The 22,143-nt window shown below is 67.9% G+C and carries 24 protein-coding genes and 1 riboswitch; of the genes, 15 read left to right on the top strand and 9 right to left on the bottom strand.

Annotated features, from left to right (window positions below):
- Positions 1-19 precede the first annotated feature (19 nt).
- On the top strand, positions 20-733 hold the full coding sequence (locus AB0L64_RS11300; protein WP_355695720.1) for a response regulator transcription factor: 714 nt from the start codon (positions 20-22) through the stop codon (positions 731-733).
- Between the two features lie 7 nt (positions 734-740).
- Here AB0L64_RS11300 and AB0L64_RS11295 read toward each other — a convergent pair whose 3' ends face one another.
- Both AB0L64_RS11295 and AB0L64_RS11290 read right to left on the bottom strand, forming a co-directional pair.
- Complete coding sequence (locus AB0L64_RS11295) at positions 741-1,049, bottom strand: hypothetical protein (protein WP_363710041.1); 309 nt, start codon at positions 1,047-1,049, stop codon at positions 741-743.
- A 118-nt stretch (positions 1,050-1,167) separates the two neighbouring features.
- Positions 1,168-2,883 carry a bifunctional metallophosphatase/5'-nucleotidase gene (locus AB0L64_RS11290; protein ID WP_363710040.1) on the bottom strand — a complete coding sequence of 572 codons (1,716 nt, stop codon included), beginning with the start codon at positions 2,881-2,883 and terminating at the stop codon, positions 1,168-1,170.
- A 234-nt stretch (positions 2,884-3,117) separates the two neighbouring features.
- Here AB0L64_RS11290 and mshD point away from each other — a divergent pair, with 234 nt between their 5' ends.
- From mshD to AB0L64_RS11275, 3 genes are all read left to right on the top strand, one after another.
- Positions 3,118-4,029 carry a mycothiol synthase gene (gene mshD / locus AB0L64_RS11285; protein ID WP_363710039.1) on the top strand — a complete coding sequence of 304 codons (912 nt, stop codon included), beginning with the start codon at positions 3,118-3,120 and terminating at the stop codon, positions 4,027-4,029.
- Between the two features lie 199 nt (positions 4,030-4,228).
- Complete coding sequence (locus AB0L64_RS11280; protein WP_363710038.1) at positions 4,229-4,843, top strand: DUF6318 family protein; 615 nt, start codon at positions 4,229-4,231, stop codon at positions 4,841-4,843.
- Positions 4,840-5,751: a PKD domain-containing protein gene (locus AB0L64_RS11275; RefSeq protein WP_363710037.1), complete on the top strand. Its 912-nt coding sequence runs from the start codon at positions 4,840-4,842 to the stop codon at positions 5,749-5,751. Before AB0L64_RS11280 ends, AB0L64_RS11275 begins: the two co-directional genes overlap by 4 nt.
- A gap of 33 nt (positions 5,752-5,784) precedes the next feature.
- On the opposite strand, the gene AB0L64_RS11270 is transcribed toward AB0L64_RS11275, so the two are convergent.
- From AB0L64_RS11270 to AB0L64_RS11260, 3 genes are all read right to left on the bottom strand, one after another.
- A complete protein-coding gene (locus AB0L64_RS11270) occupies positions 5,785-6,780 on the bottom strand; it encodes a hypothetical protein (RefSeq protein WP_363710036.1) in 996 nt (331 codons plus the stop codon).
- Positions 6,781-6,782: 2 nt separating this feature from the next.
- Positions 6,783-7,199 (bottom strand): hypothetical protein, encoded by a 417-nt coding sequence (locus AB0L64_RS11265; protein ID WP_363710035.1) that lies wholly within the window; start codon positions 7,197-7,199, stop codon positions 6,783-6,785.
- An 81-nt stretch (positions 7,200-7,280) separates the two neighbouring features.
- Complete coding sequence (locus AB0L64_RS11260) at positions 7,281-8,303, bottom strand: alpha/beta hydrolase (protein WP_363710034.1); 1,023 nt, start codon at positions 8,301-8,303, stop codon at positions 7,281-7,283.
- Positions 8,304-8,470: 167 nt separating this feature from the next.
- Between AB0L64_RS11260 and AB0L64_RS11255 the strand changes: the two genes are divergently transcribed.
- The 9 genes from AB0L64_RS11255 to AB0L64_RS11215 all read left to right on the top strand — a co-directional run bounded on the left by AB0L64_RS11255 (position 8,471) and on the right by AB0L64_RS11215 (position 18,089).
- The gene (locus AB0L64_RS11255) at positions 8,471-10,558 is read left to right on the top strand and encodes an RNA degradosome polyphosphate kinase (protein WP_359934411.1); all 2,088 of its coding nucleotides are present in this window, start codon (positions 8,471-8,473) and stop codon (positions 10,556-10,558) included.
- A gap of 20 nt (positions 10,559-10,578) precedes the next feature.
- Complete coding sequence (locus AB0L64_RS11250; protein WP_363710033.1) at positions 10,579-11,457, top strand: NUDIX domain-containing protein; 879 nt, start codon at positions 10,579-10,581, stop codon at positions 11,455-11,457.
- Between the two features lie 151 nt (positions 11,458-11,608).
- Positions 11,609-12,073 carry a bifunctional nuclease family protein gene (locus AB0L64_RS11245; protein WP_359934328.1) on the top strand — a complete coding sequence of 155 codons (465 nt, stop codon included), beginning with the start codon at positions 11,609-11,611 and terminating at the stop codon, positions 12,071-12,073.
- 265 nt (positions 12,074-12,338) lie between these two features.
- On the top strand, positions 12,339-13,472 hold the full coding sequence (pstS, locus tag AB0L64_RS11240) for a phosphate ABC transporter substrate-binding protein PstS (protein ID WP_363710032.1): 1,134 nt from the start codon (positions 12,339-12,341) through the stop codon (positions 13,470-13,472).
- 130 nt (positions 13,473-13,602) lie between these two features.
- Positions 13,603-14,823, top strand: coding sequence for a phosphate ABC transporter permease subunit PstC (pstC, locus tag AB0L64_RS11235; protein ID WP_363710031.1), 1,221 nt, complete (start codon positions 13,603-13,605; stop codon positions 14,821-14,823).
- Positions 14,820-15,740, top strand: coding sequence for a phosphate ABC transporter permease PstA (gene pstA / locus AB0L64_RS11230; protein ID WP_363710030.1), 921 nt, complete (start codon positions 14,820-14,822; stop codon positions 15,738-15,740). Before pstC ends, pstA begins: the two co-directional genes overlap by 4 nt.
- Positions 15,741-15,762: 22 nt before the next feature.
- Positions 15,763-16,539: a phosphate ABC transporter ATP-binding protein PstB gene (gene pstB, locus AB0L64_RS11225; protein ID WP_363710029.1), complete on the top strand. Its 777-nt coding sequence runs from the start codon at positions 15,763-15,765 to the stop codon at positions 16,537-16,539.
- 183 nt (positions 16,540-16,722) lie between these two features.
- On the top strand, positions 16,723-17,580 hold the full coding sequence (locus tag AB0L64_RS11220) for an RDD family protein (RefSeq protein ID WP_363710028.1): 858 nt from the start codon (positions 16,723-16,725) through the stop codon (positions 17,578-17,580).
- Positions 17,581-17,900: 320 nt separating this feature from the next.
- Positions 17,901-18,089: a hypothetical protein gene (locus AB0L64_RS11215; RefSeq protein ID WP_363710027.1), complete on the top strand. Its 189-nt coding sequence runs from the start codon at positions 17,901-17,903 to the stop codon at positions 18,087-18,089.
- A gap of 15 nt (positions 18,090-18,104) precedes the next feature.
- On the opposite strand, the gene AB0L64_RS11210 is transcribed toward AB0L64_RS11215, so the two are convergent.
- The gene (locus AB0L64_RS11210) at positions 18,105-18,530 is read right to left on the bottom strand and encodes a DUF2752 domain-containing protein (protein ID WP_363710026.1); all 426 of its coding nucleotides are present in this window, start codon (positions 18,528-18,530) and stop codon (positions 18,105-18,107) included.
- A gap of 88 nt (positions 18,531-18,618) precedes the next feature.
- Here AB0L64_RS11210 and AB0L64_RS11205 point away from each other — a divergent pair, with 88 nt between their 5' ends.
- Both AB0L64_RS11205 and AB0L64_RS11200 read left to right on the top strand, forming a co-directional pair.
- The gene (locus AB0L64_RS11205) at positions 18,619-18,864 is read left to right on the top strand and encodes a hypothetical protein (RefSeq protein ID WP_363710533.1); all 246 of its coding nucleotides are present in this window, start codon (positions 18,619-18,621) and stop codon (positions 18,862-18,864) included.
- Positions 18,822-19,115 carry an RDD family protein gene (locus AB0L64_RS11200; RefSeq protein WP_363710526.1) on the top strand — a complete coding sequence of 98 codons (294 nt, stop codon included), beginning with the start codon at positions 18,822-18,824 and terminating at the stop codon, positions 19,113-19,115. The genes AB0L64_RS11205 and AB0L64_RS11200 overlap by 43 nt, the downstream gene beginning before the upstream one ends.
- On the opposite strand, the gene AB0L64_RS11195 is transcribed toward AB0L64_RS11200, so the two are convergent.
- The 3 genes from AB0L64_RS11195 to thiC all read right to left on the bottom strand — a co-directional run bounded on the left by AB0L64_RS11195 (position 19,107) and on the right by thiC (position 22,021).
- On the bottom strand, positions 19,107-19,661 hold the full coding sequence (locus AB0L64_RS11195) for a hypothetical protein (RefSeq protein ID WP_363710025.1): 555 nt from the start codon (positions 19,659-19,661) through the stop codon (positions 19,107-19,109). The two genes, AB0L64_RS11200 and AB0L64_RS11195, sit on opposite strands and share 9 nt — an antisense overlap.
- Positions 19,658-20,257, bottom strand: a complete 600-nt coding sequence (locus AB0L64_RS11190; protein WP_363710024.1) for a transposase — start codon at positions 20,255-20,257, stop codon at positions 19,658-19,660. The genes AB0L64_RS11195 and AB0L64_RS11190 overlap by 4 nt, the downstream gene beginning before the upstream one ends.
- Before the next feature lie 141 nt (positions 20,258-20,398).
- The gene (gene thiC, locus AB0L64_RS11185) at positions 20,399-22,021 is read right to left on the bottom strand and encodes a phosphomethylpyrimidine synthase ThiC (RefSeq protein WP_363710023.1); all 1,623 of its coding nucleotides are present in this window, start codon (positions 22,019-22,021) and stop codon (positions 20,399-20,401) included.
- A riboswitch (TPP riboswitch) is annotated at positions 22,013-22,135 on the bottom strand. It overlaps the preceding gene by 9 nt.
- Positions 22,136-22,143: the final 8 nt, after the last annotated feature.

The following is a 22,143-nucleotide window of genomic DNA, read 5'->3' as shown; positions in this document are numbered from 1 at the left end:
ATCAGCACAAGGAGACGGCGTGAGCACGTTGCTTCTGCTGACGAACGCCCTGCAGGCCTCCACCGAGGTACTGCCGTCGCTCGCCCTGCTCCCCCACCAGATCCGCATCCTGCCCGCCGAGGTCGCCGCGCTGGTCGACGCACCGGACGCCGACGCCGTGCTGCTCGACGCCCGCCGCGACCTGGTCGCGGTCCGCAGCGCCTCCCGGCTGATCCGCACCACCGGTATCGACGTCCCACTGATCCTCGTCGTCACCGAGGGCGGCCTGACCGCGGTCAACGCCGACTGGGGCGCGGACGACGTGCTGCTCGACACCGCCGGCCCCGCCGAGATCGAGGCCCGGCTGCGACTCGTCATCGGCCGTCTCGCCGCGACCCGCAACGACGAGCCCGAGTCCACGCTGATCCGCAGCGGCGACGTCGTGATCGACGAGGCGTCGTACACCGCGAAGCTCAACGGCCGCGCGCTCGACCTCACGTACAAGGAGTTCGAGCTGTTCAAGTTCCTCGCGCAGCACCCAGGCCGGGTCTTTACGCGGGAACAACTGCTCCAAGAGGTCTGGGGCTACGACTACTTCGGCGGCACGCGCACCGTCGACGTACACGTACGGCGTCTGCGCGCCAAGCTCGGCCCCGAGCACGAGGCGCTGATCGGCACCGTCCGGAACGTCGGCTACCGCTTCGTCGTCCCGCCGGCCCCCACCACCCGCGAGCCCGCCGAGGCCAGGTCCTGAAAGGACCTCAGAGGAAGAACCTCAGCAGGGTGAACGCGAGCGCGGCCGCCGTGACGAGCGCCGCCTTCCCGGACCCGATGCCCTGCCGGACCGCGGCCGCGAACACCCCGATCGTGATCGGCACCAGCATCACCAGCAACGTGACCCCGGCCGCGTGAACGCCGACGTGCGACTGTAGCGTCAGAAGCCAGCCAACCACGAACGCGAACGTCAACCCGAGCCAGCTGGTGATCTGCACCGGCCCGTCCGCGCTGCGATGCCCGCGATGCGAAGCCCTGGCGGCCCGCCGGTGCGAGGTCGGAGCAACGTGCGCCATCGCTCACCTTCCGTAAGTGCTTGAGTACGCAAGGTACCAGCAACTCTGACGAGAACGAAAAGCCGGTACGCCGCGGTCGGCGCGACGTACCGGCCCTCGTTTCAGACGCTGGCTGCGATCAGGAACCGACGGAGATGCGGTCGGTCGCGACCGGCGTGTACGGGTCGTGCGCGGTCAAGTAGTTGGCGAACGCGTCGATGTCCAGCCCACCGAAGAACTTGTTCGTCGCCGTGGTGAAGGCCGGGAACCCGTCGCCACCGTCGGAGAGGAAGTTGTTCGTGACGATGCGGTACGTCGTGGCGTCGACCAGCGGCTGCCCGCCGATCTTGATCGAATCGGCCACCACCTTCGAGCCCGCCGGGGCGGCCGGGTTCCAGGTGTAGGTGATGCCCGCGACCTGGAGCACCTTGAACTTCGGCGCGTCCGGACCGTTCACCCCGGAGAACTGCTGCTCCAGCAGAGCCTTGATCTGTGTCCCGGTCATGTCCATCGACACCAGGAAGTTGTTGAACGGCTGGACCGTGAACGCCTTCCCGAAGGTGACCTCACCGTTCGTCGAGATCAGGTCGGCGCGGATGCCGCCCGGGTTCATGAACGCCACGACCGGGGTCTTCCCGCCGGTCACGACGCTCGGGTCGGCGAGCTGCGCGTCGGCGATCAGGTTGCCCAGCGGCGACTCGAGCGAGTCGTCGTTCGTCCGCACCACCGACTCGGTGGTGAGGTGACCGATCACCTTGTTCTCGATCGGGGCGACCAGCGTCTTGTACTTCGCGATCAGGTTCGCGGTCTTCGTGTCCGGCACGACGTCCCGGGTGACGATCTGGTTGTTCGCCATGGTGTTCAGGCGGTCGACGTCACCGGTCGCGTTGTCGATGCTCAGGCGGACCTCGGTGACGAGCCGGCCGAACGACGACGCGCTGGTGACGAGCCGCGGGTTCTTGTCCTTGTCCGGCAGCGAGCAGTTGTAGCCCTGGTGGGTGTGGCCGGAGATGATCGCGTCGATCTCCGGGTCCAGGCCGGCGTTGATGTCGACGATCGGGCCGGAGATCCCGGGGCAGCTGTCGTACGCCTTCAGGTCCGCTGGGAAGCCGCCTTCGTGCAGCAGCACGACGATCGACTCCACGCCCTGCTTCTTCAGCTCCGGGACCAGCGCGTTCGCGGTGTCGACCTCGTCCTTGAAGGTCAGCCCCTCGACGCCGGACTTGGTCACGATGTTCGGCGTGTTCTCCAGCGTCATACCGATGAAGCCGACCTTCTTGCCGTCCTCGAAGGTCTTGATCGTGTACGGCGCGAAGAGGGTCTTGCGGGTGTTCTCGAAGAACACGTTCGCGGACAGGTACTTGTACTTCGCGCCCTCGAACGGGTGCGCCGCGTCGGGGCAGGAGTTCTGGTTGTTCTGCCCGTCGCCGTCGGGCAGGCAGCCGCCGGTCTGCATCCGGAGCAGCTCGTGCCAGCCCTCGTCGAACTCGTGGTTGCCCACCGACGCAGCCGCGAGTCCCATCCCGTTCAGCGCTTCGACCGTCGGCTCGTCGTGGAACGCCGCCGACAACAGCGGCGACGCGCCGATCAGGTCACCGGCCGCGACCGTCACCGAGTCCTGCCCCTTCGCGGCGGCAGCCGCCCGGAGCTGCTTCAGGTGCGTCGCCAAGTACACCGCGCCGCCGGCCGGGGTGCCGTTGATGTTGCCGCTCGAGCCCGACGGGGGCTCCAGGTTGCCGTGGAAGTCGTTGATCGCGAGCAACTGGATCTGACTGTGCGTCGGCTTCGGCTTGGCCTGCGCCTGTGCGTTCTCCTGCGCCGCAGCGTCCTGCGTCGCGGCTCCTGCCTGGCTCACGGATCCCCCCGCAGCCAGGGTGAGCGCCGCGGCCGTCCCAGCGGCGAGCAGCCCCACTGCCCGCCCCCACCGCGCCCTGCCTCGTCCTGTGATGGCCATTTCTTCTCCGTCGTCGTCTCGGTCACCGCTGTTTGCGGCCGCGAAATCCTCCGCGGTGCCGGGAAAGCTACCGGTGACGACGCGCCCTCGCCAGGACCTGGGCATGAACTGAACCGGACCTTTTACGGTATTCAGGTGACTCTCGAAGCCGTGCCCTCACCGTTGCCCTCGGCCACCGCCGCCGCCGTCACGGAACTCGCTCGCGCCGCAGCACACAGCGACGGCGTCAATCCGCTCTCCGAACGCACCCTGCTGCACCTCGACGGCGAACACCCCGACGACGTCCACGTCCTCGCCTACGAAGGCGATCCGGGCACCATCGAGGTCACCGGCCTGCAGAGCGCCCGCAACCTTGTGGGATACGGCGCCTTGTCCCCCGACGGCTCGGCCGAACTCTTCGTCGCCCCACCTTTCCGCCGGCAAGGCTTCGGCGCCGCGCTCCTGCGTATGCTGCTCGACCACGGCGGCAGCCGTACCCGCGTCTGGGCCCACGGCCGGCTGCCCGGCGCCGACGAGCTGGCCCACCGCCTCGACCTCGAGGTAGCGCGGGAGCTGTACTTCCTCCGCCGTACTAGGGCCGACCTCCCGGAAGCCGTCTGGCCCGACGGCATCGACGTACGGACGTTCGTTCCCGGACAGGACGACGCCGCCTGGCTGCGAGTCAACGCGGCAGCCTTCGCCGACCACCCCGAACAGGGCAGCTGGACCGAAGCCGACCTGACCGAGCGCCTCCACCAGCCATGGTTCGACCCGAACGGCTTCTTCCTCGCCGTCGACGCAGCAGGCGACGTAGCCGGCTTCCACTGGACCAAGGTCGAGGAGGGAGTAGGCGAGGTCTATGTAGTGGGTGTCTCCCCCACCCACCAGGGCCTGGGCCTGGGCAAAGCGCTGACCCTCCAGGGCCTCCACTACCTCCAGTCGACCCGCAACCTCGACGAGATCGTCCTCTACGTAGACGGCACCAACACCGCGGCAAGAGCCCTCTACAACTCCCTCGGCTTCACCACCGCCGCCCTGGACGTCCAGTACGCCCCGCGTTCCTTGTGAACGACATCACAAGAGCTTTCCGCGTCATAAACCCAGCCCACCCCCGTCCCACCAGCAACCAGGAGCCGTCCGAGCCTCTTACCCCCCAGCCGGGCGGCTCCTGGCCCCAAACCCAGTTGTCCACAGCCTGCACCTTTTGCCATAGAGCCCTCCGCCCACCGCCCGTTACGATCGTGACGACTACGGAGGGCAGACACCCGTGACACACCGCAACAGGCCACCAACCGCACTCCTGGCCTGCCTAGCCACCGCCACACTTCTCACCGCCTGCACCCAGGAAAGCCCAGAGGCCGGCAGACCTAACACGGCCCCGCCGACCGCGTCGCCATCCGGCAACCCACTCCCCAGCGAATCAACAGCAGCGACACCGACGCCAACTGGTCCGCCGACCCGACCGGCGGACGCCGACGGTCTTTCGCTTGCCGCGGCCGAAGCGTTCGTCCGCCATTACGTGGACTTGATGAACTACGCCTCCCAAACCGGCGACGGCGGCCCGCTCCTGGCCGCCAGCGAGGCCGGTTGCGAGGGCTGCAAGCAATACGCCGACTTCGCCGCGAAGGTGAACGCCGCCAACGGCGGTCTCAGCGGGGACTACTTCGAACGCGTGTCCGAGGTCAGCGGACTGGTTCGAGGCAGCAGCGGCCATCTCCGTGGATCCGCGGCGGTCACGATCGGGTCGTACACGACGAAGGGCTCAGCGTCCGCCGCACCAGTCACAAGCAAGGCCACGAGTTACACGGAACAAGTCGCTCTGTCGCCGAGCAAGGGCAATTGGATCATGTTCGAGATAAAGCTGGAGGAGCGCCGATCATGAGTCTCGGGGCGAAACTCCTCGTTGCCGTGGTCGCCGGACCGGCGCTGTTGACGGCCGGTACGGTGCACGCCGCGGCAATTGCCCCACGTTCGGGAGTGGCAGCCAGCCCATCGCCGCACCCCCGCAAGCCGATTCCCACTACGGCGGCCACCACAGACCGGGAGACGCTCCGGCTCAGGGGCACGCAGCGCGAGCAGAATTCTCGCCTGGGCGACCCTCCGCCTGCTCGCACTCAGCGAAAGAATCCCAAAAAGCCTGCGCCCGGAACGCCTCCTAGAGAAGAACGAGTCAATACGTCGGATGCGAAGCAGGACCTGCGGATTCACGACGCCGGCTGTAAACCGACGCAGATGCAGGGAAAGGTCGACGCCCCGAACATCTGTCCCCCGGATAAGCCCGAGATCGAGAACCCCATCAAGCGGGCCACAGTTCGCCGGATCGTGCGACCGCGACCGGAAGACGTCACCTGGGAGGAGGTTCGATCCGAGACGAAGAGCCTGGTTTTTCCCGGCCTCTCGGTAAAGGTGCAGCCCGACGGACGGACCTTGGTAAATCTCGACACCATCGTCTACACCGACGAGAGCGAGGTGTCGACGTCGACCGTGACGTTGCTCGGCTTCTCGGTAACAGTCCAGGCAACGCCGATCAGTTACACCTGGCATTTCGGGGACGGAAGCCCCGCCCTGACCACGAGCAGTCCGGGCAACCCCTACCCCTCGAAAGAGATCACGCACAAGTACATGAGGCGAGGGGCGGTCGCCCTCACCGTGACGACCAACTACGCCGCCCGCTTCAACGTCGCCAACACAGGTTGGCAGTACGTCGCCGGCACCGTCTCCGCGACCGGGCCCGCCACCCCGCTCCTTGTCCGCGAGGCCGTGCCGGTCCTCGTGGACCCTGGGCGCTGACTCTCACGCGGTTCGGGTGGTGCGGTTGACGGGTCAGTCTCGGAGCGGCGTGTGGCTTGGGCGAGTGTGGGGGTTGACTGTCGGGGTGGCGTGGCGGGTGCCTTGGCCGAGTTGGGGGCGGTGGGTGATGGCACCGGTGGGTGAGGGCTGGGAGGCCAGGAAGCGGAGGCCGTCGAGGGTGTCTTGGCGGGCGGCGGATGATGCCGGCCGGCGCTCAGAAGCGGGAGACGGCCCGCCTACCTGGCGCGGGACTGTCAGGCGGTAGTGGCGACGGAGTTCGTCGACCTTTGCGTCCAGGTCGGAGCGGATCTCGCGGGCGACCATCTGGCCCGTTGCCGCGGACGCACCCGGAAGCGTCGGCCAGTAGTTGTGCAGCATCGGCTCTATGAGCTGAGCCCGGACGGCCTGTTGGGTTGGTCGGTCACGGTGCGTCAGTTCATTCAATTGGTTGGCAACGACGGCGTGAGCAAACTGGTCGAAGTGCATGACGCCGGGTCCCTGGCAGACCTTGTCGATCAAGGTGTTCTGTGGGCAGGACGGCCCGGTGATGTGAGCCATCAGGTCGCGGGCTGCGGCATATGCTCCGGGGTACTGCGGATCGCCGAGCGTCAACCCGCCGTACCCGGCACGTCTCACGAATAGCTCGAAGTCCGCGAAAGCACGAACCTCTGCGAACCCTTCGGTCAGGCCGTACGAGTGCATTGTCCGGACCGCGTTCGGCTCGGTCGGTGCGTCGAGCAGCATCGCGCCGTGGGTGGCCTCGTGCAACACGGTTGCCAGCGCCTGCGCCTGTCGGCGCCTCTCGGTCGGGGATACCGCTCCGGTCAGGTACGGCAATACCCGGTCGGCGGACAGCTTGAAAACACCAGTCTTCGGGTGGAGGCCACCCCAAGTGTCCGCCCGCGTCGCGTACAACTCGCCGGTCCAGCGGTCGATCGCCGTCGGCCGCAGCGACTGTGCGATCCGGTACAGGCGTACTACCTCGCCGTAGACGAACGAATCCGGTGGGACGCGTTGGTCGAGGCTCATCGTCAGTCCTTCGGCCAGTCCTGCCGCAGCATTGTCTCGATGTGCTCGAGGGCCCTCGTCATGGCCCGGATGTCGGCTTCCTCGTCGTGGGGGGCACGGTCGGCGATTGCCCAGATCTTGTGTCGAGCCTCCGCCAGGACGTCTGCCCACTCCTCGTCTGAGCCTTTGAACGCGAACGCCTCCGCATGGATCGCGCCCGCCTCGTGGTAGAGCGGGCCGTACTCCCGGGGCGGGGGCGGTGGCTCGGCGAGGTCCTCGATCATTCCGAGGGCGAAGGTGCGGTCTTCGCCGTCCGGCTCGTCTGCGATCAGTGCACGCAGCTTTCGCTGGGCCGCCGCTAGGTCAAAGGTCGGATCGGTCTTCTGCTCGTGGCGCGCCTGCGCGAACTCGGAGTTGAATCGCGCAATGTCGAAAGCCATTCCGGCCCCTTCACAGCTCGTCGTCTACTGCTCGCCACGATATCGACGCGCGCCGTGATCTCGCGGAAGTTATCCACAGGGCTACTGGAGGGCGGCGCGGAGGTGGTTGGTGAGGTGGGTGTGGGCTTCGCGGGTGGTGCCGGGGACTGTGAGGAGGCTGGCGTAGCCGTGGGCCAGGGTGGGGTGGTGGGCGTGGGTGAGGGTGTTGCCGGCTGATGCGAGGGCCTTGGCGTATTCGATGCCTTCGTCGCGGAGGGGGTCGAAGCCGGCGGTGGTGAGGTAGGTGGGTGGGAGGCCGGTGAGGTCTTCGGCGCGGAGGGGGGAGACGATCGGGTCGGGACGGACGGTGGGGTCGGGGGTGTAGAGGTCGCGGTACCAGATGATGTCGTCCTCGGTGAGGATGAAGCCCTCGGCGAAGAGGTCCCGGCTGGGGCGGCGGGCGACGAGGTCGAGTGCCGGGTACAGCAGGACCTGGAGGGCCGGCTGCGGGAGGCCGCGGCGGACGGTCTGCTGGGCGACGACGGCGGCCAGGTTGCCGCCGGCGCTGTCGCCTCCGACGGCGATCAGCGCGGGGTCGACGTTGAGGTCCTCGGCGTGGTCGACGGCCCAGGTGAACGCGGCGATGGCGTCCTCGGCGGCGGTCGGGGCGGGCGCCTCGGGGGCGCGGCGGTAGTCGACGGACAGGACGCGGATCCCGGCGTCGGCGGCGATCGCCCGGCAGAGCGCGTCGTGCGTGTCGAGGTCGCCGACCACCCAGCCGCCGCCGTGGAAGAACACCAACAGACCGCGGGAGTCCCCGGCCAACGGCACGTACAGCCGGGCCCCGAGCTGCCCGTCGGCTCCACGCACGGTCAGCTCGGTGACGCGCTGTACATCCACGGGCGTGCCGGGGATCAGCTTCAACAGGTTCTTGAACCGGACGCGCGCGGCCGCGGCGTCGGTCTTGGTTGTATGTGGCAACAAGTTGTCGACCCGGACGAGCAGCTGCAGGTCCGGGTCCAGGGTGTTCCCGTCGATCTGGATCGGTGCCCCGGCCAGCCGTCGGCGTACGGCGGCGGGCAGCGCGTAAAGCGGGGCCAGAGCGTTCGCTTGAATGGCGGTCACCGTGTCACGCACTACGGAATCCGGTCGTAGGTTCACAAGGTGTGACGCTAGCAACTAACGCGCTGACCGCTACCCGTTGTTCACCAAAGGGTGGGATCCTGGTCAGCGTGGCAGGAGATTTGCTGGCATCCCACAACCGGGAGTACGACGTCGAGCCGCCGTACGATATCAGTGCGGCCGGGGATCTCCCCGTGGACCGGTTCTCCGACCGGGAGCTGAGCTGGCTGGCGTTCAACCAGCGGGTCCTGGAGCTCGCCGAGAACGACCGGATCCCGCTGCTCGAGCGGGCCAAGTTCCTCGCCATCTTCGCCAGCAACCTGGACGAGTTCTACATGGTCCGGGTGGCGGGTCTGAAGCGCCGCATCGCGGCCGGGGTCGCGGTGAAGGCGGCCAGCGGCCTGCTCCCCCGCGAGGTCCTCGACCGCAGCCTGGCGCGCAGCCGGGAGCTGATGGACCGGCACGCGGAGACCTGGCGGAAGTCGGTGCAGCCGGCGCTGACCGAGCAGGGCATCGACATCCTGCGCTGGGACGAGCTGGAGCAGGACGAGCGCGAGGACATGACCCGGTTCTTCCGGGAGCGCGTGTTCCCGGTGCTGACCCCGCTGGCGGTCGACCCGTCGCACCCGTTCCCGTACATCTCCGGCCTGAGCCTGAATCTCGCCGTCGTGGTCCGGAACCCCGACACCGGCGGCGAGCATTTCGCCCGGGTGAAGGTGCCGCCGCTGCTGCCGCGGTTCGTGAATGTCGCCGAGGGCCGCTTCGTGCCGCTCGAGGACGTGATCGCCACCCACCTCGGCCAGCTGTTCCCGGGCATGGAGGTGATCCAGCACCACACCTTCCGGGTGACCCGCAACGAGGACCTCGAGGTCGAGGAGGACGACGCGGAGAATCTGCTGGCCGCGCTCGAGAAGGAGCTGCTGCGCCGCCGGTTCGGCCCGCCGGTCCGGCTCGAGGTCGAGGAGTCGATCGACCCGCAGGTGAAGGCGCTGCTGCTGACCGAGCTGGGCGTCACCGAGGCGGAGGTGTTCGAGCTCCCGGGCCCGCTGGACCTGCGGGGCCTGTTCACGATCGCCGGCCTGGACCGGGCCGAGCTGAAGTACCCGGCGTTCGTGCCGTCGACGCATCCGCACCTGGCCGAGGTGGAGACCTCCAACCCGGCGGACATGTTCCACGCGCTCAAGCAGCGCGACGTGCTCGTCCACCACCCGTACGACTCGTTCTCCACGTCGGTGCAGCGCTTCATCGAGCAGGCCGCCGCGGACCCGCACGTGCTGGCCATCAAGCAGACGCTGTACCGGACCAGTGGTGACTCCCCGATCGTCGACGCGCTCATCGACGCCGCCGAGGCCGGCAAGCAGGTGCTGGTCCTGGTGGAGATCCAGGCGCGTTTCGACGAGCAGGCGAACATCAAGTGGGCCCGTCAGCTGGAGCACGCGGGCTGCCATGTGGTGTACGGCGTGATCGGCCTGAAGACGCACTGCAAGCTGTCGATGGTCGTCCGTGACGAGCCGGACGGCCTGCGCCGCTACGCGCACATCGGCACCGGCAACTACCACCCGAAGACGGCCAGGCTCTACGAGGACCTGGGCCTGCTGACCAGCGACAAGGTGGTCACCGAGGACGTCGCGCTGCTCTTCAACCACCTGTCCGGCTTCGGCCGCAGCGCCGGCTACCGGCGGATCCTGGTCGCTCCCCAGTCGGTACGCCGGGGGCTGGTCGAGCGGATCGACCGCGAGGTGCAGCACCACCTGGCCGGGCGCCCGGCGCGGATCCGGATCAAGGTGAACAGCCTGGTCGACGAGGCCCTGTGCGACGCGCTGTACCGGGCGTCGCAGGCGGGTGTGCCGGTGGACCTGTGGATCCGGGGCATCTGCACGCTGCGTCCCGGCGTACCGGGCCTGTCGGAGAACATCCAGGTCCGCAGCATCCTGGGCCGCTTCCTCGAGCACAGCCGCGTGTTCCTGTTCGAGAACGGCGGCGAGCCGGAGGTCTGGATAGGCTCGGCCGACCTGATGCACCGCAACCTGGACCGCCGCGTCGAGGTGCTCGTACAGCTGAAGCAGCAGGATCACGTGACCGAGCTGGGCGACCTGTTCGACCAGGCCCTGGACGACGGCACCGGCTCCTGGTGGCTACAGGCCGACGACACCTGGCAGCCCCGGCTGAGCGGGCCGGACGGTGAGCCGCTGCGGGACCTGCAGGAGCGGCTGATCGCGACCCGTGGCCGGCGCCGGACCTCCGACGGAATCAGTTAGTCGCGTCCTAGAGTGAAGACATGAGCAACCCGGCGACGGTTATCGCCGCGGGTGGTGTCGTGTGGCGGGAGCGCCGCGGCACCCGGCAGGTGCTGCTGGTGCACCGTCCCCGGTACGACGACTGGTCCCTCCCCAAAGGCAAGCTGAACGCCCATGAGCACGTACTGCTCGGTGCGCGGCGGGAGATCGAGGAGGAGACCGGGCTGCAGGTCGTCCTGGGCCCTCCGCTCGGCGTCCAGCGGTACCAGATCCGCAAGAACGGCGGGACCGCGCAGAAGCTCGTGCACTACTGGTCCGCCGAGCCGGTCAGTGACAGTGACTTCGAGCCGAACGACGAGGTGGACCAGATCAGCTGGCTGCCCGTGGACAAGGCCCGCGCGAAGCTGAGCTACCCGCGCGACGTGGACATCCTGGACGTGCTGGACCGGGTGGTGCCCGTCGTTGCCACGGTGATCGTGGTGCGGCACGCGGAGGCGCTGAAGCGGAAGGACTGGGACTACAAGGACTCGCTCCGCCCACTCTCCACCTCAGGTACGGCGGTTGCGCAGCGGCTGACCGGCGTACTGGCAGCGCTCGGCGTGAACCGGATCATCAGCAGCGACGCGGAGCGGTGCGTCGCGACGGTCACGCCGTACGGCGCTCTCATCGACCGGCACATCCACCTGTGGCCGCAGATCTCCGAGCGCGGGTACAACACCGACCCGGACGGGATGCGCGGTCTGTCCGAGCGGGTGTGGAAACCGGGCAAGGTGACGGCCATCTGCTCGCACCGGCCGGTTTTGCCCGCACTCGCGCGGGAACTGGGCCTGAAAGTGGGCAAGTTCTCCACCGGTGCGTTCCTGGCCGCGCACCGGCTGGCGGACGGCACTGTGATCCACGAACGCTTCAGCGCGCCGTAGGAGTAGGGCGCGACACGGCTCGGTGACGATCCAGGCACAGCCGAAGGGGCGATCGGGTGACACTGGAGGTGACGGGTATGTTCCTACCCGAGGAACCGGATCCCCACCGGGCGCCGGTCTGAGGAGAGGTTCGGGGCGCACCATGACGATGATGCGAGAACTGACACTGATCGGGATCCGGATGGAATCGCCCAACCGGGCCCCGGTGATGATGCTGCGTGAGACCGAGGGCTACCGCTACCTGCCGATCTCGATCGGCTCGGTCGAAGCGACCGCGATCGCGTACGAGGAGCAGGGCCTGCGTCCGTCGCGTCCGCTCACCCACGACCTGATGCGCGACCTGATCGAGGCCTTCGGCGTCCAGATCGACGCGGTCGAGATCGTCGAGCTGCGCGATGCCGTGTTCTACGCCGAGCTCGTGCTCGCCAACGGCGCCCGGGTCTCGGCCCGCCCGAGTGACTCGGTGGCGCTCGCGGTCCGGCTGGGGACCCCGATCCGCTGCACCGAGGAGGTGCTGCGCGAGGCCGGCGTCGCCACTCCCGAGGAGGAGCAGGCCGAGCTGGAGCGTTTCCGCCAGTTCCTCGACGGCGTCGCGCCGGAGGACTTCTCCAGCTGACAGTCCGGACCACGGGCAGTCGATCGTTCACCTTCACGGTGCGCTGAGAGTTACCGGAATGTGAGCCGTACGCCGTTGATCTCCACGGAGAGTGACGGCTCTTAACTCAGTTCACCTGATGGCCGCCTGGCGGCACGCCAACTGTCGCACACGCTACCGGAACCGTTCACCGCTCGTTCACCAGCGACGGACCGGTCGGTCACCTGGTCTCCCTACCGTCTGTGGAAGTTCAGAAGTCTGATTCCCGCAGAAGGGCAACACTCTCGTGTCCGTCAATCGCCTGTTCCGCGTCGGCTCCGTCGCCGTGGCGTCCCTCGGCGTCCTCGCACTGAGCGCCTGTGGCAGCGACCCCGAGCCGTCGGGTTCGTCGACCCCCGATTCCGCGTCGTCCTCGGCCGGTGCCGAATGCCCGAAGGGCACGCTGAACGCTGAGGGCTCCTCGGCGCAGAAGAACGCCATCGAGGAAGTCATCAGCAAGTACAACGAGAAGTGCGCCGACGTCACGGTGAACTACAACCCGACCGGTTCCGGCGCGGGTATCAAGCAGTTCAACGCGAGCCAGGTCGACTTCGCGGGTTCGGACTCGGCCCTCAAGACCGAGGGCAAGGACGGCGCCGAGTCGGAGGCCGCGCAGGCCGCGAAGCGGTGCCAGGGCAGCCCGGCGGTGAACCTGCCGATGGTGATCGGCCCGATCGCGATCGCCTACAACGTCGACGGCCTGTCCAAGCTGGTCCTCGACGGCCCGACCGCCGCGAAGATCTTCCAGGGCTCGATCAAGACCTGGAACGACCCGGCGATCGCCAAGCTGAACGCGGGCGTCTCGTTGCCGTCGGCACCGATCTCGGTGTTCTTCCGCTCCGACGAGTCCGGCACCACGGAGAACTTCACCAAGTACCTGAAGGCGGCCGGTGGCGGCGCCTGGACCGGTGAGCCCGCCAAGAAGTGGACCGGCACCGGCGCCGGCAAGGAGAAGTCGGCCGGTGTCGCCGAGGGCGTGAAGAGCACGAAGAACTCGATCACCTACGTCGAGTGGTCGTACGCGGTCGACAACAAGCTGGGCGTCGCCTCGATCGACAACGGTTCCGGCACCCCGGTGGAGCTCTCCGCCGAGTCCGCCGGCAAGGCGCTGGCCGCCGCGAAGCCGGCCGGCACCGGGTCGGACCTGGCCCTGAAGCTGGACTACGCGACCAAGGCCCCGGGTGCGTACCCGATCATCCTGGTCACCTACGAGATCGCCTGCACCAAGGGTCTCCCGGCCGAGAAGACCGCGCTGGTGAAGAGCTTCCTGAGCTACTTCGTCAGCAAGGACGGCCAGTCGTCGCTGACCGAGCTGAACTACGCGCCGCTGCCGGCCGAGATCCAGACCAAGGTCGACGCCGCGATCCAGGCGATCAGCTGATCGCGGAGCGGTCCTGATGCGAGCCCCGGCCGGTCCGAGTCATCGGAGGACGGCCGGGGCTCGTACCCATGCAGGCCTCGTTTCGAACCAGACGTGACACATCACGACTCAGGCGCTTGGAGCACCAACGATGAGTAGTCCAGACGGCACGGCACCGCCCGACCGGCCGGACGGCACGGCCGATCAAGAAGCACCCCGGATCGAGGATCTGGTCCAGGAGGACGCCGGCCCGGCCCCGCAGTTCGGCGGTCTGGCGTCCGAACACGCCGACCACGAGGCGGCGCAGGAGCCCGCCGAGGTGATGACCGAGTCCGGCGTCGAGCGCGCCGGGGCGGCGACCGCCCCGGACCCTGACGGCAAACTCGAACTCGGTGCGGTCGGGCACCTCGGCGACCGGCTGTTCGGCGGGCTCGCCCGCGGGTCCGGCGGCCTGGTGGTCCTGATCGTCGCGTTCGTCGGCATCTTCCTGCTGGCGCTGGCGATTCCGGCGCTGGCCGATGACAAGAGCAACTTCCTGTTCTCGCGGATCTGGGAGCCGGGCGGCGACGACCCGCGGTTCGGCATCGCCGCGCTCTTCTACACCACCGTGGTCAGCTCTATCATCGCGATGATCATCGCGGTCCCGATCGCGATCGGCGTCGCGCTGTTCGTCACCTACTACGCCCCGAAGCGGCTGGCCGCCCCGGTGGCGCACGCGGTCGACCTGCTGGCCGCCGTACCGTCGATCGTCTACGGCCTGTGGGGCATCCTGTTCTTCGCCCCGATCCTGCGGCCGGTGATCGACGGCCTCTCGACGGCGCTCGGCTGGATCCCGCTGTTCGACAAGCCGCCGGGCGACAACGTCGGCGTGGTCTTCACCGCGTCCGTCGTGCTGGCGATCATGATCCTGCCGGTGGTCACCGCGATCAGCCGGGAGATCTTCGCGCAGACGCCGATCTCGCACCGCGAGGGCGCGCTGGCGCTCGGCGCGACGCGCTGGGAGATGATCCGGCTGTCGGTCCTGCCGTACGGGCGCTCCGGTGTGGTCAGCGCCTCGATGCTCGGTCTCGGGCGGGCGCTCGGTGAAACCGTCGCGGTCCTGATCATCTTGTCGGTGCCCAACGGCAACGACCCGTGGAACTCGTCGATCTTCGCCGGCGGCGAGACGTTCGCGTCGAAGATCGCCAACAACGCCGCCGAGTTCGACTCGCCGGAGAAGACCGGGGCGTACATCGCGGCCGGCCTGGTCCTGTTCGTGGTCACGTTCCTGGTCAACTCCGCGGCCCGGATCATCGTCGACCGCAGCGCCCCGGGCGCCAAGCGTCCCCGCCGCAACCGCCGCGCGGGAGCGGCCGAAGGAGCGTCCGCATGACCGCGATCGCCGAGAACAGGCCCGCCTACGACGGGAAGGTCCTGGACCTGACCGGGAAATCGGGCGCCCGCGCATTCAAGAACACGCTGGCCACCGTGCTGATCGTGCTCGCCTTCGCGATCGCGATGGTTCCGCTGCTGTGGATCCTCATCACCGTGATCAGCAAGGGCTACCACCTGTTGCTGAGCGCCGACTGGTGGAGCCAGTCGCAGCGCGGCATCACCGTACGCCGGGAGGGCGGCGGCGCGTACCACGCGATCATGGGCACGCTGATCATGGCCCTGATCACCGCGGTGATCGCGGTCCCGATCGCGATCCTCGGCGCCGTCTACCTGGTCGAGTACGGCAAGGGCACCCGGGCCGCGAAGGTCGTCAGCTTCATGATCGACATCCTCACCGGTGTCCCGTCGATCGTCGCCGCGCTGTTCGTCTACGCGGTCTGGATCACCGTGTTCGGCTTCAACCGCGTCGGTTTCGCGGTGTCGCTGTCGCTGGTGCTGCTGATGCTGCCGGTCGTCCTGCGGTCCACCGAGGAGATGCTGAAGCTCGTCCCGGACGAGTTGCGCGAGGCGTCGTACGCGCTCGGCGTACCGAAGTGGAAGACGATCCTGAAGGTGGTCGTGCCGACCGCGTTCGGCGGCATCGTCACCGGCGTGATGCTCGGCCTGGCCCGCGTGATGGGCGAGACCGCGCCGCTGCTGATCCTGGTCGGCTACTCGAAGAACATCAACCTGAACCCGTTCGACGGGTTCATGGGCGCGCTGCCGACGATGATCAACCAGGACCGCACCGAGCTCGCCCTGCAGCCGGCCGCGGACCGGGTCTGGGCGGCGGCCCTGACGCTCATCCTGCTGGTCCTGGTCCTCAACCTGCTGGCCCGGCTGGTCGCCCGGTTCAGCACCATCAAGTCGAAATAGTCACGAGAGGTTCTGAGTCGATATGGCGAAGCGCATCGAGGTCAGCGGCCTCAACGTCTACTACGGCGACTTCAAGGCCGTGGAGGACGTGTCGATGACGGTCGAGCCCCGCTCGGTCACCGCGTTCATCGGCCCGTCCGGCTGCGGCAAGTCCACGTTCCTGCGCACCTTGAACCGGATGCACGAGGTGATCCCCGGCGCCCGCGTCGAGGGCAAGGTGATGCTGGACCAGCAGGACCTGTACGGGTCCGGTGTCGACCCGGTCGCGGTCCGGCGGGTGGTCGGCATGGTGTTCCAGCGGCCGAACCCGTTCCCGACGATGTCGATCTTCGACAACGTCGCGTCCGGCCTGAAGCTCAACGGCATCAAGGACAAGAAGAAGCTCACCGAGGTCGTCGAGCAGTCCTTGCAGGGCGCCAACCTGTGGAACGAGGTGAAGGACCGCCTCGACAAGCCCGGCGCGGGCCTGTCTGGTGGCCAGCAGCAACGACTCTGCATCGCCCGGGCGATCGCGGTCGAGCCCGAGGTGATCCTGATGGACGAGCCGTGCTCGGCCCTGGACCCGATCTCCACGCTGGCGATCGAGGACCTGATCGAGAAGCTCAAGGATCGTTTCACCGTCGTCATCGTGACGCACAACATGCAGCAGGCGGCCCGGGTCTCGGACCAGACGGCGTTCTTCAATCTGGCCGCGACCGGAAAACCCGGCCGGCTGATCGAGATGGCGCCGACCAAGCAGATCTTCTCCAACCCGGCCGAGAAGGCAACCGAAGACTACATCACCGGCCGCTTCGGCTAGGCCGTCAGGCAAGTTATCCACAGCTGCGGGCCGGCGATTCGCCGGTCCGCAGCTGTGTTTGGTGTCAATTGGTGCAACTGTCCACAGATCGGGCGTTTCGCGCTTGCCGTGCCCACCAGAGTGGCCCTTCGACCGCTAGCCTTTGCCCAGTAAACACGGGTGAACTGTGACGAAAGGACCATCGTGAGCGACCAGAACGTACCCCCGGGCACCGGACCGGAGGACGGCCGGGGCCAGGGACCGGGCGCGCCCGGTGGGCAGCCGTCCTATGGACAGGGCGCCCAAGGCCCAGGGCAGAACCCGTACGGCAACCCCGGTGCGACGCCTCCGGGCCAGCCGGGTCAGCCTGGTTACGGTGCTCCGGGGCAGTACGGCCAGCAGCCGGGTCAGGGCGGTCAGCAGCCCGGTTACGGCCAGCCGCAGTATGCCCAGCAGCCGGGACAAGGCGGCTACGGTCAGCCCCAGTACGGTCAGCAGCCCGGGTACGGTCAGCCCGGCGGCTATGGACAGGGCCCCGACTACGGCCAGGTTGCCCAGGCCCAGAGCGGTCTCGTTCAGATCCCGGGCCTCGGAACGGTGAAGGTAGCAACAATCGGATCGCGTGCGCTTGCACGCATCATCGACAGCGTCATCCTGTATGCGATCGTCGGCATCCTGTACGCCATCTTCTTCGCCAGCGCGACTGCTGCGACCAGCGATGGTGAGTTCTCCGACAGCGAAGGTGCGGGCTTCCTCGGCGCGTTCTTCGCCGTCATCGGCCTCTCGGTGCTCATCACAGTTCTGTACGAACTGCTGCTCACCGCGTTCAAAGGCCAGACCGTAGGCAAGATGATCATGGGGATCAAGGTCGTCCGCTCGTCGGACGGTCAGGTACCTGGCTTCGGCCCGGCGTTCATGCGCTGGCTGCTGCCGATGATCGGCTCCTTCCTCTGCTACGTCGGCGCCCTTCTCGTCTACCTATCGCCGCTGTTCGACAGCTCCGGACGAGTGCAGGGATGGCACGACAAGGCTGCGAACACGCTGGTAATCGGCACTCGGTAGTCAGCTGAGGATAGGGAGGGGCTGTGCTGAATCCATTTGAGCAGGACTGGTGGGATGCGTGGAACTTGTGGAGCGCATTGGGCCAGGGAGTTCAGCTACAGCCCCTTCCGCCGCCGGTGCAACTGAACCAGGGGGAGCACGCTTTCGCGGTAGAGCCTTGCGAAGTGCAACGCTACGATGGCTTCCGCCTCGCCTACGGGAATGCCGACCGCCACGCGGCCGCAGCTCAGTGGCGCACCATCGACAACGGCACAGCGGTTCTGACGCCGCATCGTGTGCACCTTCTTACGAGGCCGATGCCCCAGGACTTCGGTCTCGCAATGGTTTCACGTATGTGGACCGAGCACGACGGGACCGTGCTTGCCTACGGGGACACGCAGTACAAGCTGCGGGTGCCGCGGCCGGTCTGGTTCGACGTGATGCTGAACCACGTCGCCTTCAACCGGCGGATCGACCTCGTCGTACCGCCCTTCGTGCAGGCCGGCTGGCATCGCGCCGGCCTGATCTGAGCTGCGTTCAGAAGTTCAGACGTTCCGCAGGACGCCGAAGAGCAGCAAGGCGCCCAGGGCAACCTTCGTCAGGACCGAGACTGCCCGCGGGCTGAGGCGCGGTCTCGGCAGGCTGAGCCAGCCGGCGCGGGCCAGCGACCACGCCAGGACTTCGTAGCCGATGGCAACACCGATGAGTGGGCCGAGCACGAGGACGGCGGCGTTGAAGTGCCAGGCGGCGTTCAGGTCGCCTTCGAGGAGTGCCGCGGCCATTCTGGTCGCGCCGCAGAACGGGCAGTCGAGGCCCGTCAACGTGTGCAGCGGGCACGGAACGCCGAGGCCTGTCAGCCGGTAGATCCCGGCCAGTGCGAAGCCTCCGATCCCCACCCCGGCCAGACCCCAGACACGACGGTCGACAGGCTTCACCGGCCCGGGTCGGCGGAGCGTCGCGGCGAAAGTCACCCACCAACGGTAACCCCAGCCAAAGCGGGCAGGTCGGGAAGGTGCCCCGCGATACTGTGTCCCCCGATCGACCGAGGGACGGAATCCGATGAGCACACCGACGCCGCCCGACGACAACCGGCCGCAGGACCAGCCGTACGGGACCCCGCCGCCGGGCTACGGGCAGCAGCCGGCCTACCCATACCCCCAGCATCACCCTCAGCAGCAGCCGTACGGGCAGTCGCCGTACGCGCCGGGCTTCGGCCAGCCGCCGTACGGTGCCTACGGCTACGGGTACGGCGCTGGTGGGCGATCATCCTGTTCTTCCTCGGCTTCGTCGCGAGCATCGCGCTGAGCCTGTGGAACCGCGTCTTCCGGCAGGGCCGGACCGGTCAGAGCGTGGGCAAGACGGCCCTGAGCATCCAGCTGATCGACGCCGCGACCAGCGAGCCGATCGGCGCCGGCCGGTCCTTCCTCCGCGACTTCCTCGCCGGTCTGTTCAACAATGCCTGCTTCCTGAACCTGCTCTGGCCGCTGTGGGACGACCAACGGCAGACCTGGCACGACAAGGTCATCAACACCTACGTGATCAAGACGTCAGTGTGACCGCAGCAGACCTGCACAGGTCACTGCCCACAGGACGCTGGAGAACGTGCCGATGATGAACCGTTCCGCGACGGCTTGCGGGGTCACGGACGCGGGCTGATCGGGGCTGCGCAGCTCCGGGTACCTGGCCAGTCCCTTGATCGCCAGCACGATGGCGATGCCTTCCGGCCAGCCGGACACCAGCGCCGCGTAGATGGCCGTTCGCTCGAGTGCACCGATCAACGCGCCGCCCCGCAGTACCTCACCGGCTTTCTGCGTCGACTGGGCGCGGGTGTTGCCTCGGTCGGCCAGCGCCATGACAGAGGTCGTCAGCGGCCCACCACCTGTCACTGCCAGCGCTCCGGCCAGTAGGAGCAGCACGTTCCACCAGCGCTCGGCCCAGCCGGCCACACCGTCCCCGGCGAGCAGCAGTACGCCGACAGCGACCAGACAGGCCAGCATGACTGCACTCAGGGCGATCTCGAGATTGGAGCCGGACTTGGGGACCCATGCCAGGACGGCGAGCACCAGTGCGGCAGCGGTCAACGACAGGACCAGAGCCGTCACGCAGCGACCCCGCCGGCCAGCAGGTCCGCAGCCAGCACCCGGCCGCGCTGTTCCTCGGCGAATCCCGCAGCCTGGGCGCGTTGGGTCACCGCCGACTGGCTGATTCCGAGTTTCACGCCGATCTCCCGCCTTGTCAGTCCCTCGCCCAACAGGTCCGCCACTGCCCAGCCGCGGTCGCTCCGGCGCCGCAGGACGGACGCCATCAACCACAGCACCGTCTCCACGTGCTCGGCCAGGTGCGGGTCCGCACCGACCACGTTCACGTGGTGCGGACTGGACTTCGCCCGCGTCACCGCCTCGCGCGCGAACACGTACGCCTCGCCGCTGCCGGCGCGGGTGCTGCGCGGCAGCGGCTCGGTGACTCCGCCGATGCCGAGGCCGACGTACCAACTGTCCGCCCGGAGCAGGTCGACGATCACGTCGATGGTCGCTCGGGCATCGGACAGCACGCCCTGCACCTCGTCGCCGGCGGTCCGCTCGAACTTGCGCAGCAGCCCGGTCCGCCGCGGCCGGCGGTTCAGGGAGTTCAGTAGCTCGGGTACGAGATCGCTCGTGCTTCGGCTGCCACGCTGATCTACCGTGAGAACGAAGACCATCGCCCTGCACCTCCTTCCGAACGGGTTAAGGCTACAGTCTTATTCACGTAGAGTGAAGGGCAAAACCTGAATCGCTTCAGCCCGTCACTCACCGTATCCGGCCCGGAGTGCGGCGCACGCCGGGCCGGACGGCGCACCGACTCAGTCCGTGATCGGCAGGTAGAGCTTCTGGTCGGCGGACTTGAAGGTCTCGGACATCTCTGCGAAGCCGGCCTCGATCGCCTCGGTGGAGGTCAGGCCGCGTTCCTCGGCGTACGCGCGGATGTCGGCGGTGATCCGCATCGAGCAGAACTTCGGCCCGCACATCGAGCAGAAGTGCGCGGTCTTCGCGGGCTCGGCCGGCAACGTCTCGTCATGGAACGACCGGGCCGTGTCCGGATCCAGCGAGAGGTTGAACTGGTCCTCCCAGCGGAACTCGAACCTTGCCTTGGACAACGTGTCGTCCCAGGCCTGCGCGCCGGGATGCCCCTTGGCCAGGTCGGCCGCGTGGGCGGCGATCTTGTACGTGATCACGCCGGTCTTGACGTCGTCGCGATCCGGCAGCCCCAGGTGCTCCTTGGGCGTGACATAGCAGAGCATCGCGGTTCCCAGCCAGCCGATCTGCGCCGCGCCGATCGCCGACGTGATGTGGTCGTACGCCGGCGCCACATCCGTTGCCAGCGGCCCCAGGGTGTAGAACGGGGCTTCTCCGCACAGCTCCTCCTCGAGCCGGACGTTCTCGGCGATCTTGTGCATCGGAACATGCCCCGGGCCCTCGATCATGACCTGGACGTCGTGCTCCCAGGCGACCTTCGTCAGCTCGCCCAGCGTGCGGAGCTCCGCGAACTGCGCCTCGTCGTTGGCATCCGCGATCGATCCCGGCCGCAACCCGTCGCCGAGCGAGAACGTCACGTCGTACTCGCGGAGGATCTCGCAGAGCTCCTCGAAATGCGTGTACAGGAAGGACTCCTGGTGGTGGGCCAGGCACCACGCGGCCATGATCGACCCGCCGCGCGACACGATCCCGGTGATCCGCCGCGCGGTCAGCGGGACGTACCGCAGCAGGACGCCGGCATGCACGGTCATGTAGTCCACGCCCTGCTCGCACTGCTCGATCACCGTGTCGCGGTACACCTCCCACGACAGCGCGGCCGGATCGCCCTTGACCTTCTCCAAGGCCTGGTACAGCGGCACCGTACCGATCGGGACGGGCGAGTTCCGCAGGATCCACTCCCGCGTCTCGTGGATGTTCTTGCCGGTCGACAGGTCCATCACCGTGTCGGCGCCCCACCGGGTCGCCCAGACCAGCTTCTCGACCTCTTCCTCGATCGAGCTGCTCACGGCGGAGTTGCCGATGTTCGCGTTCACCTTCACCAGGAACTTCTTCCCGATGATCATCGGCTCGCTCTCCGGGTGCCGCCGGTTCGCCGGGATCACCGCCCGGCCGCGCGCCACCTCCGCCCGGACGAACTCCGGGTCGAGTCCTTCCCGCAGTGCGACGTACCTCATCTCCTCGGTGATCACCCCGGCCCGCGCGTGCCCGAGCTGGGTCCGCGGCTCCCGCCCGGCGCTCCACTCGCGCCGCAGCGCGGGCAGACCGGCCTGGACGTCGATCTCGGCGGACGCGTCGGTGTACGGACCGGACGTGTCGTAGAGGTCGAAGTGCTCGCCGTTCGTCAGATGCACGCGGCGCGCCGGTACCCCGAGCTCGCCGCGATAGATCTTCTCCGAGCCCGAGATCGGGCCCGTGGTGACGGCCGGACGGATCGTGCTGACATTCACCATGCTGCTGCTCCCTACGCCGGAATTACCCGGACAGGTTCGGCGGTCGGCGGCGCCGGCGAATCAAGCCAGCCGCCCTCTCAGCCCACTACGGTGCGAGCTCCCGCGGTATCGAGTTGTCACGG

The organism is Kribbella sp. NPDC051936 (assembly GCF_040680955.1).
Classification (GTDB): Bacteria; Actinomycetota; Actinomycetes; order Propionibacteriales; family Kribbellaceae; genus Kribbella.
Note: the sequence above shows the minus strand (reverse complement) of the source record. Positions and strands in the feature narration are given on the sequence as shown.

Bases quoted from the DNA above. Each gene is read 5' to 3' on its own strand.
- AB0L64_RS11295 (WP_363710041.1), bottom strand. From the start codon at position 1,049: ATGGCGCACGTTGCTCCGACCTCGCACCGGCGGGCCGCCAGGGCTTCG.
- AB0L64_RS11275 (WP_363710037.1), top strand. From the start codon at position 4,840: ATGAGTCTCGGGGCGAAACTCCTCGTTGCCGTGGTCGCCGGACCGGCG.
- AB0L64_RS11270 (WP_363710036.1), bottom strand. From the start codon at position 6,780: ATGAGCCTCGACCAACGCGTCCCACCGGATTCGTTCGTCTACGGCGAG.
- AB0L64_RS11265 (WP_363710035.1), bottom strand. From the start codon at position 7,199: ATGGCTTTCGACATTGCGCGATTCAACTCCGAGTTCGCGCAGGCGCGC.
- AB0L64_RS11250 (WP_363710033.1), top strand. From the start codon at position 10,579: ATGAGCAACCCGGCGACGGTTATCGCCGCGGGTGGTGTCGTGTGGCGG.
- AB0L64_RS11245 (WP_359934328.1), top strand. From the start codon at position 11,609: ATGCGAGAACTGACACTGATCGGGATCCGGATGGAATCGCCCAACCGG.
- pstC (WP_363710031.1), top strand. From the start codon at position 13,603: ATGAGTAGTCCAGACGGCACGGCACCGCCCGACCGGCCGGACGGCACG.
- pstA (WP_363710030.1), top strand. From the start codon at position 14,820: ATGACCGCGATCGCCGAGAACAGGCCCGCCTACGACGGGAAGGTCCTG.
- pstB (WP_363710029.1), top strand. From the start codon at position 15,763: ATGGCGAAGCGCATCGAGGTCAGCGGCCTCAACGTCTACTACGGCGAC.
- AB0L64_RS11215 (WP_363710027.1), top strand. From the start codon at position 17,901: ATGGTTTCACGTATGTGGACCGAGCACGACGGGACCGTGCTTGCCTAC.
- AB0L64_RS11205 (WP_363710533.1), top strand. From the start codon at position 18,619: ATGAGCACACCGACGCCGCCCGACGACAACCGGCCGCAGGACCAGCCG.
- AB0L64_RS11190 (WP_363710024.1), bottom strand. From the start codon at position 20,257: ATGGTCTTCGTTCTCACGGTAGATCAGCGTGGCAGCCGAAGCACGAGC.
- thiC (WP_363710023.1), bottom strand. From the start codon at position 22,021: ATGGTGAATGTCAGCACGATCCGTCCGGCCGTCACCACGGGCCCGATC.